Annotated in this window: 9 protein-coding genes; 7 read left to right on the top strand and 2 right to left on the bottom strand. The window is 66.2% G+C overall.

All coding sequences use genetic code 11. The features are described 5' to 3' along the window. Positions 1-283 precede the first annotated feature (283 nt). Both OEZ60_RS17815 and OEZ60_RS17820 read left to right on the top strand, forming a co-directional pair. Positions 284-1,099 (top strand): peptidylprolyl isomerase, encoded by an 816-nt coding sequence (locus OEZ60_RS17815; protein ID WP_263339140.1) that lies wholly within the window; start codon positions 284-286, stop codon positions 1,097-1,099. Then, complete coding sequence (locus OEZ60_RS17820; RefSeq protein WP_263339142.1) at positions 1,096-2,106, top strand: HupE/UreJ family protein; 1,011 nt, start codon at positions 1,096-1,098, stop codon at positions 2,104-2,106. Before OEZ60_RS17815 ends, OEZ60_RS17820 begins: the two co-directional genes overlap by 4 nt. A gap of 634 nt (positions 2,107-2,740) precedes the next feature. Here the strand turns inward: OEZ60_RS17820 and OEZ60_RS17825 are convergent. After that, a complete protein-coding gene (locus tag OEZ60_RS17825) occupies positions 2,741-4,207 on the bottom strand; it encodes a caspase family protein (protein ID WP_263339145.1) in 1,467 nt (488 codons plus the stop codon). Positions 4,208-4,404: 197 nt separating this feature from the next. On the opposite strand from OEZ60_RS17825, the gene OEZ60_RS17830 reads away from it, so the two are divergent. The 4 genes from OEZ60_RS17830 (at position 4,405) to OEZ60_RS17845 (ending at position 13,066) form a co-directional block, all read left to right on the top strand. Continuing rightward, complete coding sequence (locus tag OEZ60_RS17830; RefSeq protein WP_317852846.1) at positions 4,405-5,484, top strand: OmpA family protein; 1,080 nt, start codon at positions 4,405-4,407, stop codon at positions 5,482-5,484. 339 nt (positions 5,485-5,823) lie between these two features. Then, the gene (locus OEZ60_RS17835) at positions 5,824-7,491 is read left to right on the top strand and encodes a ShlB/FhaC/HecB family hemolysin secretion/activation protein (protein ID WP_263339147.1); all 1,668 of its coding nucleotides are present in this window, start codon (positions 5,824-5,826) and stop codon (positions 7,489-7,491) included. Continuing rightward, positions 7,439-11,110 carry a two-partner secretion domain-containing protein gene (locus OEZ60_RS17840; RefSeq protein ID WP_263339149.1) on the top strand — a complete coding sequence of 1,224 codons (3,672 nt, stop codon included), beginning with the start codon at positions 7,439-7,441 and terminating at the stop codon, positions 11,108-11,110. The genes OEZ60_RS17835 and OEZ60_RS17840 overlap by 53 nt, the downstream gene beginning before the upstream one ends. Positions 11,111-11,143: 33 nt before the next feature. Continuing rightward, positions 11,144-13,066, top strand: coding sequence for a caspase family protein (locus OEZ60_RS17845; RefSeq protein ID WP_263339151.1), 1,923 nt, complete (start codon positions 11,144-11,146; stop codon positions 13,064-13,066). 10 nt (positions 13,067-13,076) lie between these two features. Here the strand turns inward: OEZ60_RS17845 and OEZ60_RS17850 are convergent, their stop codons facing one another. Then, a complete protein-coding gene (locus OEZ60_RS17850) occupies positions 13,077-13,925 on the bottom strand; it encodes a M15 family metallopeptidase (RefSeq protein ID WP_263339153.1) in 849 nt (282 codons plus the stop codon). Positions 13,926-14,100: 175 nt separating this feature from the next. Here OEZ60_RS17850 and OEZ60_RS17855 point away from each other — a divergent pair, with 175 nt between their 5' ends. After that, a complete protein-coding gene (locus tag OEZ60_RS17855; protein ID WP_263339156.1) occupies positions 14,101-14,739 on the top strand; it encodes an OmpA family protein in 639 nt (212 codons plus the stop codon). Positions 14,740-14,752 lie beyond the last annotated feature (13 nt).

Below are 14,752 nucleotides of genomic sequence, written 5' to 3' on the forward strand. Positions count from 1 at the left end.
AGGATTCGATATTCGGGGTGATTCCCGCGCGGACCACACACAGACGCCGTGACAAGGTCAAGCGCCCTTGATTGGAGTGCCCCCACTGAGATGGTCCGCCAACCGGGATAGATTTGTCCCGACGAGAAGGACCGGAAGACGCACTGGACACCAAGATTAAGCGCCTTGTACCGAGAACTTGATCCCTATACGTTCTCCCCATGTCTTTGAAAGCGATCGCGTTATGCATGGAGTTACCGAGCACGGCAATCCGAGGCGGAAGGAATTTCATGTAGGTAGATGGATGAAACGCGCCATCAAGGAACCTCTGCTGCACTTCACTCTGATCGGTGCATTGCTGTTCTGGCTTTATGACCAGAACAATACCGATCCGAAACCGGACGCGCCCAATGTCATTGACATCAGCGCCAGCGAGCTGGACCGCCTTTCGAGCCAGTTCAGAGGAACATGGAACCGGGCGCCGACAACGGATGAACTCGCCGCGTTGATCGATGGATACGTGCGCGATGAGGTCTATTACCGCGAGGCGCTCGCGCTCGGACTTGACCAGGACGACGCGGTGATCCGTCAAAGGCTTCGGCTCAAGATGGAGTTTCTCACCGCCGGCGTCGCCGACAGCCTGGAAGCAGATGGCGCCGCGCTGGCGGCGTACTATGAGGCGAACAAGTCGCAGTTCACCCGTCCGCCACAGGTGACCTTTCGGCAGGTCATGCTCGCGGAAGACGACGACCCCGACGAGATCAGCGCCCGCCTTGCAAGCGGCACGGATCCGATGTCTCTGGGGCGGCCATCGCTGTTACCGAATACGATGGAGAACGCACAGGAGACGGCCGTCGACGGCACATTCGGTTCCGAATTCTTCGCGCGGATCAGCGCCGCTCCGGCCGGGGTCTGGACCGGGCCTGTTCCATCCGCATACGGATATCATCTTGTTCATGTCGACGAGATGAAGCGCCCGGCGGCTCCGGAACTTTCCGAGATCCGAGAGCAGGTCGAGCAGTCCTGGCGGCACGATCAAGCCGAAGCCTTGCTTGAAGGCCAATATCGGGCGTTCCTGTCAAGTTACGAGGTCCGGATGCCGGAGACAGGCAGCCAATGAGACTGGTTGCGCTCGCCTCGGTCGTTCTGGCCCTCGTTCTTTGGGCGGTGCCGGCGCTTCCGCATGCACTCGACCCGGGCTTTCTCGAGCTTCGCCTGGTCGGTGCCGAGACCTGGCGGGCTTTCTGGAAGGTTCCCAGCGTGAACGGCAAACCGATGCCGATCGATGCTGTCCTGCCGGAGAACTGCTCCCCGCGCCGGGTGCCGCAGCTGAAGTTCGACGGGCGGGCATTCAGCGGCTCCTGGAACGTCGACTGCCCGGGCGGCCTTCAGGGCGGCGAGATCGCCGTCGAAGGCCTGGAGAGTACAGCGACCGACGTGCTCATCCGCTACGAGCTTTCGCCGGGCGTGGCGGATAACAGGCGCCTGACGCCGGCATCCACCGCGTTCCTTATCCCGGCGCCTCAGGGCAAGCTGGGCGTCCTGACCACCTATGTCGCGCTCGGGATAGAGCACATTCTCGCGGGCGCCGACCACCTTCTGTTCGTCTTCGCGCTTCTCCTGCTGATCAGATCTCCTGGGCCCCTTGTAGGGGCGATCACGGCATTTACCGCGGCGCATTCTCTCACCCTCGCATCCGCCACACTGGGCTGGATCTCGCTCCCCGGACCGCCGGTCGAGGCGGTGATTGCGCTGTCGATCATGTTTCTGGCAAGCGAACTCCTGCGCTTCGACTCGGGCGAGGTACGGCTGTCTCAACGCTACCCCTGGGCGGTTTCCTTTGGCTTCGGGCTATTGCATGGCCTCGGGTTTGCGGGCGCACTGCAGGAGATCGGCCTTCCGCAACGGGAGATTCCGCTCGCGCTCTTGTCCTTCAATGTCGGCGTCGAAATCGGCCAGCTCATGTTCATTGCTGCGGTCTTGGCTGCCACCTGGCTCGCGGGTCGACTCGTGCCCCGGCTCGCGGAGCTTGCGCTGCGGCGAACAGGATATGGGATTCGGATCGTGAGCTATGCGATAGGGGGAACGTCCGCATTCTGGTTCCTGAGCCGCGTGGCCGCATTCTGAGGTTTGCAACCGGGATCATGACCCGGAGCGTGTTGTTGCGGAACTCTGGCGATGCAGGTTTCACATCGTGAATCCATGCGGTTAGCGGTAGATTGAGCAAGCCTCCTCCCGCCAACGCACGACGATCTGGTCCCGCTATCGAGCCATGCGGCGTCATTGGCTCGAACTCAATGGCCAAGGAGGCGCGGAGGATGCGCGGGTCACGGCTGATTTGGCTGGATGGCACGGCTCGCGCAGCGGAAGGGACAACTGCGGGAATTCTCGAACACGGCGATCCCTGCCTGACGCCGGCAGGGGGCTGAACAGTCCTGCATAGATCAGCCCAGCCCGGCCACTCCAACGTGCCTGCAGCCGATCCGGCTGTTTGGCGCAAGGGCAGGCAGAACCGGATCGCGCCCGGAGCAAGTCGCGGGATGGTCACGCTTGCCGGTCTTCCCGGCGCACCAATCCATCGGCGGAGCGAACCGGGCCGACAACGAGCCCCGGCGGCGCTGCGATGCGTTAGCTCCGAGGGATTGGGATCGGTGGCGCGTGCAAAATGGCTTCGGCATGCGCCAGAGCTACCGCGCCGGGTTCGAAGTGTGAATCTTGCTCAATGACAAGTGCAGCAACGCCTTGACGACACTCCGTTCCGTCACCTGCAGCCACTTTGGGCCCAGACCCTGAGGTTCCGCTTCAGCGCGCCCCCGAACGGATGCTCCTTGGACAGCGACCGCTCGCCGTTCTGCGTAAGGTAGGTCTTGGCCTGGTCGCAGAGCCGCTCCTGGTTCCACTGGTGGCAATTGGAACAGGATTTGTCCTTCCAGAACGAATCCGGCAGGCCTTCGACCGGCGGGTACATCGGTGACCCGGTGATGATCTGCGCCAGCGACTTGCCGATGATGGCGTCGTTGCCGACCGTCAGCGGCGTGTCGAACGTGACGTCGGTCGGCTCCGGACCGGGCGCCGGCGCCGCGGCCTCGACCGCGGGCTCGGACTCGGCGTGGTCACGCCCGACCGGGTCATGGCCCGCCGCCGCATTCAGCGCGGCAATCTCGCCCTGGGCGAATTCGGCGAACGTGCCGGTCGGGTAGGTATCGAGATAAGTCTGCCACGCCTCGACGCTGGCTTCGGCCTGCGCGGCCTCGAACATGCGCCGCTCGGCATCGGATGCGGTGGGTTCGGTCACGGCCGGCATCTTGGGCGCGCCGGTCAGTTCCTCCTGCATCACCGTTTCCAGAAGCGCCCGCGCCTCGTCGGCAAAGGCATTGTCGGGATAGGCGCGCAGGAACAGCATGATCTGCACCGGATCGCGGGTCTGCTCGACCGAGGCCCAAAGCTGTCGGTCAGCCAGTTCCTGGGCCGAGGGCTTGTCCGCTTCGGCGAAGACGAAATTGGAGGTAAGCGACGAGGTGTCCCACGGCGTCTGCTGGCCGCGCGTCGCCTCCAGAACGGCGACCCGGACCTGCTTGAACATCTGTTCGATCGGCAGGCCTGGGATCCGCATCTGCTCGGCCAGCGCATGGGTGAAGGGGCTGTTGCTGCCGGTCCCGTCCAGCGCCACGCTGCCCGGCGCGGTGGCGTAGGCAAGGAACGTTCCGGTCGGCGCCTTCATCTCGGCCAGGCCGTTGTCGTTGATCTCCGGTATGTCGGTGAACGGATTGTTGCGGCACGCATCGAGGATCATGATGTTCGTGCGGTTGCGCGCCGACGACATCTGCCGCAGCACCGTCTGCGCCTCGATCGCCGCCAGATCGAGATCGGCGGCATCCGTCAGCGCGACGTCGACGGGCAGCAGATAGTTGGACCCGAAGCTCTGGACACCGTGACCCGCGTAGTAGAACAGACCCGTGGCATCCGGCCCGGCCTCCCTTAGCCGGCGGCCGAACTGCGAGATCCCGCGCCGCATTTCCTGTTGCGTGGCGTCGATCAGCGTCGTCACCTCGAAACCGAGATCGCCGAGCGCGGCAGCGATCACACCGGCGTCGCGGGACGGGTTTTCGAGCTGCGCCACGCTGCCATACGCGGAATTGCCCATCACGAGCGCAATGCGTTCTTCGGCCTGAAGCGGTCCCGCGACGGTGGCCAGGACCAGGCCCAGAAGTAGCGCGGCAAGTTTCAAGAAGCAGGTCCTGTTGTTGGTCTCGGGCCGGGGTTCGGCCGATTTCAAGGGGGTTCGCCAGGCGCGCGTCGCAGTAAAACCCGAAAAAACTATGTCTTTTCCCATTTCAGGATGCAAGATTAGGTTGCCGATGGCTTTGATTTGCCCAGACGATTGTGGGGACATCTTGTTGATTGCGTGACCACGACGGGAAACCTATGACACGACATTCATTTCGCGATCTCATCACGTTGGTTCTGCTCGCCCTCGGCCTGATGCTGGGCTCGGCAGCGCGATCGGAGGCGCAAGACGCGGATCCGTTCGAACACGGCTGGATCCTTGACGCCGGCGCGTCGGACCTGCAGTTCCTGTCCGTCAAGAAGAGCGTCATTGCCGAAACCAGTTCGTTCGCGACCCTGTCGGGGCTGATCACCGATACCGGCGCGGCGCAAATCCGGGTGCTGATGGATTCCGTCGACACCAAGATCGACCTGCGCAACGTGCGCATGCGGTTCCTGTTCTTCGAAACCTTCCTGTTCCCGGAAGCCACGATCTCGGCGCAGCTCGATGCCGGTCAGCTGCGCGACCTGCACACGACCCGCCGCAAGGTGATCGACTTGCCGTTCACGCTGAACCTGCACGGTGTCACGGTCGAGCGCACCGCCGAGGTGGCGGTGACGCTGATGTCGAACGACCGGGTGACGGTCGCGTCCACCAATCCGATCGTGCTGGCGCTGCAGGAATTCAATCTCGAGGAGGGGCGCGCCAAGCTGCAGGAAGCCGCCAATGTCGACATCCTGCCGATGGGCATGGTCAGCTTCTCCTTCGTCTTTGACCGCGCCCAGCCCGGGACCCCGCCGGACCTGCAATCGGTGACCGCGCCGGTGACGCCCGGCTCTGCCGCCCTGGAAACGCAAGGCGACTTCGACCGCGAGGCCTGTCTCGGCCGCTTCGAGATCCTGTCGCGCACCGGCAACATCTACTTCGGCCCCGGCAGCGCCAGGCTCGACGACAAGAGCGTGCCGCTTCTCGAAAACCTCCACGACATCGTCCGCCGCTGCCCCGATCTCAGGATCGAGATTTCCGGCCACACCGATTCCATCGGCTCGGACGCGAGCAACCAGCGGCTGAGCGAGCGCCGCGCCCAGTCGGTCCGCGACTGGCTCGCGGCCAAGGGCATCCCCGCCGATCGCCTCCTCGCGGTCGGATACGGTGAAACCCGGCCCGCCTTCTCCAACGACACCGAGGAAGACCGCCGTCGCAACCGTCGCATCGAGTTCGCCGAAATCGGCGGGTGATCAGGCGAAGCTCACGTTCCGGCAGATGCGATCGCGGGCTTCGCTTTCGATCTAGAATGCCGCGGCAAGTGCCCGTGACGCCACGGGTCTCTTGCGCCCAAATTGCAACACAGCCCATCCGATAACCAAGGCGGCACGCCGCTCCGGGACGAACTCCCGTTTTTCTGTTGATCGGCTGATGAAATTGGCAAATGTAATGATTGGTGAAGAATATTTTCCAAACTTTGGTGCCAAAACCAAGTGCTACGGGGTTATGAGCGAATGCCGACAACAGGTTCCGCCAACGGCCTAGGCATGTGGCGCGGACGGCGGATTTTGGGCGCCGTTCTGGCGGTGGGCATGGCGATCGACGCCGGCGCGGCCGCGGCGCAGAGCGCCAGCGAGGTCACGCCGGAAAGCTTCCAGCCTCCCCTGCAACGCCTGAGCGGTGCCGTTGTCTTCACAGGCGAACCAGGCACGAAGGCGCCTCCGGGATCCGAGGGCATCTCGGTGACGCTTTCGGGCGTGGCGATCGAAGGCGGCCTGCCGCAAATGGCGGCGGCGCAAACCGCGTTCACCGCGCGCCTGACCCGCGGCGCGATCCCGGTCTCGGAAATCTTCGAGGCGACCACCGCGCTCGAAGAGGCCTATGCCAATGCCGGCTTCGTCCTGAGCCGCGTGGTGCTTCCGCAGCAGTCGCTGCGCGACAACGGCACGCTCAAGGTGACGGTGATCAACGGCTATGTCGAGGCCATCGACACGACGAATGCGCCGCCCGAAGTGCGCGCCCGGATCGAGGCGCTGACCGGCAAGCTAGTCGGCCGCAGCGGCCTCACGATGGCGGAGCTGGAGCGCCAGCTCCTGCTTGCCGGCGACGTCTCTGGCGTTGCGCTTGGCTCGGCGCTTGCGGCGGGCAACCGGCCGGGCGGCACGGTCATCGCGCTCGACCCCGAGTTCCGGAAGGTGACCGGCTTTCTCGGCTTCGACAACTTCGTGGGCGACGATCTCTCGCCGCCGACGCTGAACGCCGGCATCGAACTGAACAGCCCGTTCAGCTACGGCGAGACGATCTATGGCCGTCTCAGCTTTTCGCCCGAACTGGCCTTGTCGAGCGATCCGCGCTACCGCATCGCGGCGCTCGGCGCGGTTGTGCCGGTCGGCACCTCGGGCCTCAGCCTGAACGTCGAGGCGACCGCCAGCGACACGACGCCGGACACCCCACTGACACCGACGCGGAGCAACTTTGACCGACAGTCGGTGCGTCTGGTCTATCCCTACATCCGGACCCGCCAGACCAACGTGACGGCCCAGTTCGCGCTGGACCATCAGGAGGACAGCCAGGACCTGATCGCCGTCAGCACCCGGTTCCCGATCTACCGCGACGAAGCCAGCATCCTGCGGCTCGGGGGAAGTCTCTCCCATACCCATGATGATGGCGCCTTCTCGGAAGTCGGCGCGTTCCTGTCGCGCGGCGTGGACATCCTGGGCGCCCGGACGCTGTCGGACGTCGGCGCGGGCACGCCGCTGTCGCGGCAGGGTGCGGATGCGGAGTTCTCGAAGCTTACCGGGTCGTTCTATCACCAGCGTGCGCTGGTCGAGAACCTCTCGCTGTCGCTGGCCGGGCGGTTCCAGTCCGCGTTCGGCGACCCGCTGCTGACGGCGGAACAGTTCAGCATCGTCGGCGCGCGCGAGCTGTCGACCTTCGATTCCGGCGAGCTTCGCGGCGACAGCGGCTGGGTGGTGCGGGCCGAACTCGCGACCGCGCGCGACGTCACCATTGCAGGCAGGCCGATCACGCTCAGCCCCAACATCTTCGCCGGCACTGGCGAGGTGTCGCTGGAACAGCCCAGCGCGGTCGAGTCAGCTCATGTCCGGGCCCATGCCTACGGCATCGGCATGGATCTCATTTCGAATACGGAGTCGAGATACCGCTCCAGTTTCATGCGGGTCGAATTTGGCAGAGGAGAACGGAACGATGGCGGACCCGATGGCGAACGGTTCAGCATTTCCGGGAACTTCCGCTTCTAGACGCCGGCTGCGCCAGACCACCGCGCTAACGGCCGTGATGCTGGCCGCGGCGCTGCCGGCCGCGGCCGAACAACTGCCGACGGGCGGCACAGTGGTCCAAGGCTCCGCCGCGATCGCGACGCCGAACGCCCAGAACATGATCATCAACCAGTCGAGCGGCAATGCCATCGTCAACTGGCAGGGCTTCTCGATCGGCCAGAACGCGCAGGTCACGATCAACCAGCCCGGGACCGGCAGCGCGATCCTGAACCGGGTGACCGGCGGAGCAAGCAGCGATATCCACGGCCAGCTGAACGCCAACGGCCAGGTATTCCTGGTCAACCCCAACGGCATCTTCATCGGCCCGAGCGGCCGGATCAGCAGCTCCGGGTTCGTCGGCTCGACCCTCGACATCAACGACGAGGATTTCATGGCGGGCCGCCTGAAATTCTCGGGCAACGGCGCGTCGGCCAAGGTCACGAATGCCGGGCGGATCACGATCGGCCAGGGCGGCTACGCCGCGCTTCTGGGCGGCCGGGTCGAGAATTCGGGCGTGGTGAGCGTGCCACTTGGGCGGGTGGGCTTCGGCGCGGGAGAGCGCGCGACGCTCGATCTCAGCGGCGACCGGTTCCTGCAGGTCGCGCTGCCTTCGGCCGATGACGGCGACGGCGAGGCGCTCATCGTCAACAGCGGCACGGTGACGGCCGAGGGCGGCCGGATCGAGATGCTGGCCGCCACTGCGCGCGACGCGGCGCGCAACGCAATCAACATGTCGGGCGTGGCCGAGGCGACCTCGGTCAGCGTGCGCGACGGCGTGATCATGCTCGGGGGCGGCAGCGGCGGTACCGTCACCGTCACCGGCCGGGTTTCGACCGCGGCGCTCGACAGCTCTCCGCGGCCGCCGGAGCGGCCGGCCCAAGGCGGCGAGATCACCGTGACCGGCGCCCGGATCGTTCTGGACGGCGCGCAGATAGACGCGAGCGGCCCGGAGGGCGGCGGCACGATCCGCATCGGCGGCGACTTCGGCGGCGCCGGCGCCCTGCCCCATGCCCAGACGGTGACGGCCGACGCCGACACGGTGATCCGCGCCGATGCGACAAAGGTGGGGGACGGCGGGCGGATCGTCCTCTGGTCAGACCTGTTCACCGATGCCAGCGCGCGGTTTTCGGCGCGCGGCGGTGCGAGCGGCGGCGACGGCGGTTTCGTCGAGGTGTCGAGCGCCGGACGGCTCCGCTACAACGGCATCGCCGATCTGCGCGCGCCGGCGGGAAGCTGGGGCATGCTGTGGCTGGACCCCGACGACATCTCCGTGCCCGGCACAATCGCCGAGGCGACGCTCGAGGCGCAGCTGAACCTCGGTGATGTCACGCTCGACACGGCCAATCCCAGCGGACCCGACGTCGGCAATATCACCATCAACGCGTCGATCGACTGGACCGCGGCGACCACGCTCGCGCTGATTGCCGATAACAACATCATCCTCAACGGCGCGATCAACGCGGCCAACGGCATCCTCGAGCTCGATGCGGCGGGCTCGATCTTCACCGGCTCCGGCGGCGCGATCAACGTCGCCGATTTCCGGCTTTTAAGCGGCGCCTGGCAGCAGGTCGGCGCGACGCTTCCGGCGTTTTCGGCCGACAACTTCTTCATCTCCTTCTCGGCGTCCTTCCTGCGGGCGCTCGGCGGCGACGGGTCGGCGGCCAATCCCTACCAGCTGACCGATGTCTACGGTCTGCAGGGCGTCGGCTCGAGCGGCATGAACAACTCAAGCTACATCCTCGCGAACAATATCGACGCCAACAGCACCGGCGCCTGGACCTTCCCCTTCGGGGGCAGCAGCGCCGGTTTCGAACCGATCTTCGACTTCGGCGGAACGCTCGACGGCAATGGTCACACGATCGACGGTCTGTTCATCGACACGTTCAACGGCGAAGGCTACAACGACGCGGGCCTCTTCGCTTCGATCACCTCGACAGGCACGGTCCACGATCTTCTCCTGACCGGGGCCGACGTGACCGGCGCCTGGACCGGCGTGCTCGCCGGGTCGAACGCGGGCACGATCTTCAACGTCTGGGCGGAAGGCACAATCCTTGGCAATGATGGACGGGTTGGCGGCCTTGTTGGCAGCAACAGCGGAACGATCGGCGACAGCATCGCCGACGTGAGCGTCGGCGCGAGCATCGACCCGTTCATCTCCTTCTCGAGCGACTACAACATCGGCGGGTTCGTTGGATTCAACGACGGCACCATCGTCCGTTCGCACGCGCTCGGCGACGTGACCGTGAACAACATCGAGCCGGTGACGACGATCTCGGCCGGCGGCTTCGTCGGCCAGACCAGCGGCGGCACGATCAGCGATTCCTATGCCCATGGCGACGTCGCCGTGACGAGCAATGTCGGACCGCAGGTCACGGTCAACGCCGGCGGCTTCGTTGGGCTCAGCGCGGGCGAGGTGAGCCGCTCCTACTCGATCGGCAGCGCCACAGCCAGCGGCGATGCCTTCAGGACTGTTGGCGGTTTCGCCGGGAGCGCCTCGCTTCTGCCCACCGGCGCCGCGTCGAATTTCTGGGACCGGCAAAGCTCGGGCCTGGCGACGAGCGCCTACGGCACGGCGCTGAACACGTCGGACTTCCAGACCACTGCGACCTTCGTCTCGCTTGGCTCCGCGCGGGGGTGGAACTTCACCAATGTCTGGGCGCCTGGAGATACCGGGTTCTACCCGGTCAACTACACGACGAGCCCGGTCATCTATGCCCGGCCGGATCCGGTCGTCGTGCCGTTCGGCCAAACCGGAAGCGCGACCACCACCGGCACCTATTCGGGCGGCCCCTCCCTCTACGTGTTCGATCTGCCCGGCAACAGCCTGAATACCGGCCCGCTGTTCAGCGCACTCAACTTCTCGGGGACCAGCCCGGGGCCACAGACCTTCACGTTGGCGACGACCTCGCTCTCGAGTTCGACCGGTCCGAACTTCCGCGTCGTGGATCTGCCGGGGACCGCGACGATCTTGCCGCCCCCGCCCACGCCGACACCCCCGACCCTGACGCCGCCTCCGCCGCCGCCCCCGCCGGTGGTGTTCACCCTGCCGAACCCGACCGACACGATCACCGGCACCCCGTCGCTTCCGACGGACACCGGGACGACGCTCGTGACATCGACCCCGGGCAAGGCCGGCGAAACCCTGTCCAAGGTCCAGGACGTCGCCACCACGCTCGAGATCGCAGCCCAGAGCTGCGCGGAAAGCGATTCCGACGTGTCGCGCTACCTCGCCTGCCTGTCGGATGCGTTGAACGACTTCGCCAACGAGCTCGACAAGCTGTCGACCGACCTGCCGCCGGGGCTGGAGAATGTGGCCCGGATCGTGCAGGATGCGCGGGCAGGAGTCGATCAGGCACGGGCCCGCGCCGAACAGCGCCTCGCCTCGGCGACGACCGATGCCGAACGCGAAGCGATCCGCACGGATGCGATCAACGAGGCACGGACGGCGATCGATACCGCGTCGACCGAGATCCGCAAGGCGATCCGCCTGGTCCGGGCCGACGACCCCGAGCTTGCGAACCTGCAGCGCGAGCAGATCGTGACGATCGCCGCGGCGGTCGACAGCGTCGGGATCGAGCTGTCGCGGGCCGTCGGGCTCTGACCGGAGAGAGGAATGCGAAGGTTGGTGCGATCGATGGCCGGACTGGCCGTCCTTGTGGTGCTGGTCTCGTCCAGCGCCGCGCTGGCCGCTGAACGGGTCGCGCTGATCGTCGGCAATTCCAACTACCAGCATGTCGGATCGCTGGAAAATCCCGTTAACGACGCGTCCGACATCGCGATTGCGCTCGAAGGGCTCGGCTTCGAGGTGATCCTCGGCAACGACCTGACCCATTCCGAGATGGCCGACGCCGCCGCCCGGTTCTCCGAGGCGGCGAAAGACGCGGATGCCGCGATCTTCTACTATGCCGGGCACGGCTTCCAGGTCGGCGGGCAGAACTACCTCGTGCCAACGGACGCGGCGATCGCCGGCGCCGAGGACGTCGCGTCGCAAACCACCCCTCTGGGCACGGTGCTTCAGGCGCTCGAACAGTCGAAGGGGCTGAAGCTTGTCTTCCTCGATGCCTGCCGCGACAACCCCTTCGGCGCGGCGCTGCAATCTGTTCCGGGTGGCGGCAATGGCCTCGCGCGGGTGGGCACGGCCGCCGATTTCCTCTTCGCCTATGCCACCCAGCCCGACAACGTCGCCTATGACGGCACCGGGCGGAACAGCTTCTTCACCGAGGCGATGCTGAACCATATCTACACGCCGGGGCAGGACATTGCCGACCTCATGATCGCGGTGCGCCGCGACGTGCTGGCCGCGACCGGCGGGCGGCAGATCCCCTGGGAAAACTCGTCGCTGACGCGGCAGTTCCGCTTCGACAACCGCCCGGTGACCGCTTCGGAGGAGACGCTGCTGTGGCAGGTGGCCGCGGATGCCGGCGATCCGCAGCTCATGCAGCTCTATGTCGACCGCTACCCGCAAGGCTCCCATGTCGACGACGTGGTCGCCTTTCTCGACGCGGAACAGACCGGCACGAGGACGCGCACGGTGGGCCTCGGCGATGCGGACGAGCAGGCCGAGCGGCTGTGGAACCTCGCCCGCCGCAACCGGATGCGGCCCCTGCTCGAATTCTACATCAACCAGTACCCCGAGGGCGCCCATGTCGCGCAGGCCCAGCAACTGCTGCAGGTGATCCCGCGGGCCGAGGATGCGACGCCGGGCGGCATCTGCGAGCGCCTGACGACCCATCCCCGCGACGCGACCGCCGGCAATGCCGGGGTGCCCTACGAACGGCTGCAGCGCAACGCGCTTGCGGCGGTGCAGGCCTGCAGCGCCGCGGTGGCGCAATCGCCCGAACTGCCGCATTACGTCGCGCTCCTGGCCCGCGCGACCGCGGCCTCGGGCGACATGGAGCGCGCCGCCCAGCTCTATCGCAGCGCCGCGGCGCAGGGCGACCTGCGCGCGATGGTCAGCCTTGCCCAGCTGATGGAAAGCGGCACCGCCATGCCGGCCGACCCGGCCGGCGCGCTGGCGCTTTACGAGAAGGCGGCCGAGGCCGGCAGCACCGACGCGATGATCAACCTCGCGGTCAGCCTGTTCCAGGGCGCGGGCCTGCCCAAGGACGAGGCGCGGGCAATCACGCTCCTGAAGCGGGCGGCGTCGGAAGGCTCACCCAAGGCCCGCTACAACCTCGGGGTGCTGGCGCAGGATGGCGTCGTCGACAGCCCGCAGGATGCGCTCGCCTATTTCGAGAGCGCGGCGCGCGACGGCGAATATGACGGCTACCGGGCGGCGGCGGTGCTTCTGGACGAGGGGCGCGGCGTGCCGCGCGATCCGGCCAAGGCAGCCAACATGCTGCTCCGGGGCGCGGCGGAGGACCGCGGGGCGGTCCTGTCGGCGCTGACCGAATATGCCGGCGACTGGTCGCGCGAGACGATCACCGCGGTGCAGGAACGTCTGAAGGCCGCCGGCTACTACGAAAGCACGGTCGACGGATTGCCCGGCCCGAACTTCACCGCCGCCCTGGAGCGCTGGCGCAATGGCGGGTTCACCGCCGAGGTTCTGGTGAACTGAGCTCCGCGCCTCAAAGGCTGCCGGCGTCGATCCATTCCTGCAGCTTCTGGCGGCTGACCTCGAAATGCATCGAATCCTCGCGCTGCCAGGCCGCACCCCAGAGCCAGCCCTCCGCCTTGAAGAAATCCGCCATGATCGTCAGGCCTAACTGCGTGCGGCCATCGCCCAGCGTGTCGAGCCGGCCGTCGACGTTCAGATCGACGGCAAGCCCGTAGGCATGGCTCGACGCGCGGTTGGCGGAGCCGCGGATCAGCCGCACGCAGAGCGAGCCGGCGGTGCTGAGCCGGTCATAGAGATCGGGATCGGTCTTGCGCACATTGTCGAACACGGTCCGCAGGGAATCGATCGCCGGCTTCAGCATCCGCACGGTGATCGGTCCGACGTTTTCGGTCACAAGTTTGGCCGATAGCCGGGGATTGGTCATGTCCTGGCACTGGTCGGTCAGATCCTCGCGCGGCAGGCCGAAGTTCTGCACGAGAAACCCGGGATCGGCCAGAAGCAGCCCGTCGTTCACCTTGAGCCGGTTGGCGATCAGTACAACCTGGGCATAGGCGTCGATGATCTCGTTCGGACCCGACGGCACCGGCTGCTCCTCCAGCGACGGATCGAGCGCGCCGCCCTGCATGCCGTCGGTCGCGCCGCGCATGCCGAGATTGCGCACCGCCTCGTCGAGCTGCTCGACCCGGTTGCCGAGGTCCTCGACCTGCTGGCTCAGCATCTCGATGTCGATCCGCGCGCCGGAATCGATCGCCGTCCCCTGAAAGTCTTCCGGGTTCTCGAACAGCTTCGGCAGCGCGAACCACAGGACCGGCGCCAGCACAATGGCGATCGCGATAATGATGGCGGGCAGGAGACGCATGAGACAAGCCGGAACAATGACAGGCCGGGTCGGCCGGGTGCCGCCATTAAGCCGGTTCGATGGCCGGGTTTCAAGCCGGAGCAATACCCTCCCCCGCCCCATCAAACTTATTGTGACGCGGGGACCGCTGCGCTAGGGTTGGAGCGAATTTAAGCTCAACGCGTGGATATCGAACATGAAAGCCTTTCGGGGATCTCTTGCGCTCGTGCTGGCCGCGACCGTTTTTTCCGCCTCGTCCGCAGCGGCGCAGAGTGCCGACGACATGACGGCCGACGAAATCATCGACGCCTTCGAAAAGCAGAAGACGCGCGGCCTCGTCCTAGTGCCTGCGGACGAAGCCGCGGCGGGTGAAACGGCGGCGGGGACAGACGCCGCGACCAGCGGGGAGACCGTGGTCGCCACCGATCCGGCAACCACCGAGCCGGCAGCCACCGAGACCACGCAGGTCGTTGCCGCCCCGCAGTACCAGCCCGTCGCCGCCGACGAGCAGGTCTATCTGAACATCTCGTTCGATTTCGACTCCGCCGCGCTCCGCGAGGATCAGAAGCCGAGGCTCGTGACGATGTGCGAGGTGATGAAATCGGTCGACGTCCAGCTGTTCCAGATCGTCGGCCATACCGACAGTTCCGGTTCGGACGAGTACAACGAGGCGCTGTCGCTCCTGCGCGCCGAGGAGATCAAGCGCCACCTGGTCGGCTGCGGCGTCGCGCCGGAGCGGCTGCAGGCGATCGGCATGGGCGAAAGCACACCCCTGAACGCCGATGACCCCGCAGGCGAGGAAAACCGTCGCGTCGAATTCCAGGCGCTCAGCTGACGCCCTGCCCCTG

It is taken from the genome of Albidovulum salinarum (assembly GCF_025673475.1).
GTDB classification, from domain to species: domain Bacteria; phylum Pseudomonadota; class Alphaproteobacteria; order Rhodobacterales; family Rhodobacteraceae; genus Albidovulum; species Albidovulum salinarum.

What these genes read in the sequence shown, in the direction of transcription:
- OEZ60_RS17820 (WP_263339142.1), top strand. Translation starts at nt 1,096, where the DNA reads ATGAGACTGGTTGCGCTCGCCTCGGTCGTTCTGGCCCTCGTTCTTTGG.
- OEZ60_RS17845 (WP_263339151.1), top strand. Translation starts at nt 11,144, where the DNA reads ATGGCCGGACTGGCCGTCCTTGTGGTGCTGGTCTCGTCCAGCGCCGCG.
- OEZ60_RS17850 (WP_263339153.1), bottom strand. Translation starts at nt 13,925, where the DNA reads ATGCGTCTCCTGCCCGCCATCATTATCGCGATCGCCATTGTGCTGGCG.
- OEZ60_RS17815 (WP_263339140.1), top strand. Translation starts at nt 284, where the DNA reads ATGAAACGCGCCATCAAGGAACCTCTGCTGCACTTCACTCTGATCGGT.
- OEZ60_RS17830 (WP_317852846.1), top strand. Translation starts at nt 4,405, where the DNA reads ATGACACGACATTCATTTCGCGATCTCATCACGTTGGTTCTGCTCGCC.
- OEZ60_RS17835 (WP_263339147.1), top strand. Translation starts at nt 5,824, where the DNA reads ATGGCGATCGACGCCGGCGCGGCCGCGGCGCAGAGCGCCAGCGAGGTC.
- OEZ60_RS17840 (WP_263339149.1), top strand. Translation starts at nt 7,439, where the DNA reads ATGGCGGACCCGATGGCGAACGGTTCAGCATTTCCGGGAACTTCCGCT.
- OEZ60_RS17855 (WP_263339156.1), top strand. Translation starts at nt 14,101, where the DNA reads ATGAAAGCCTTTCGGGGATCTCTTGCGCTCGTGCTGGCCGCGACCGTT.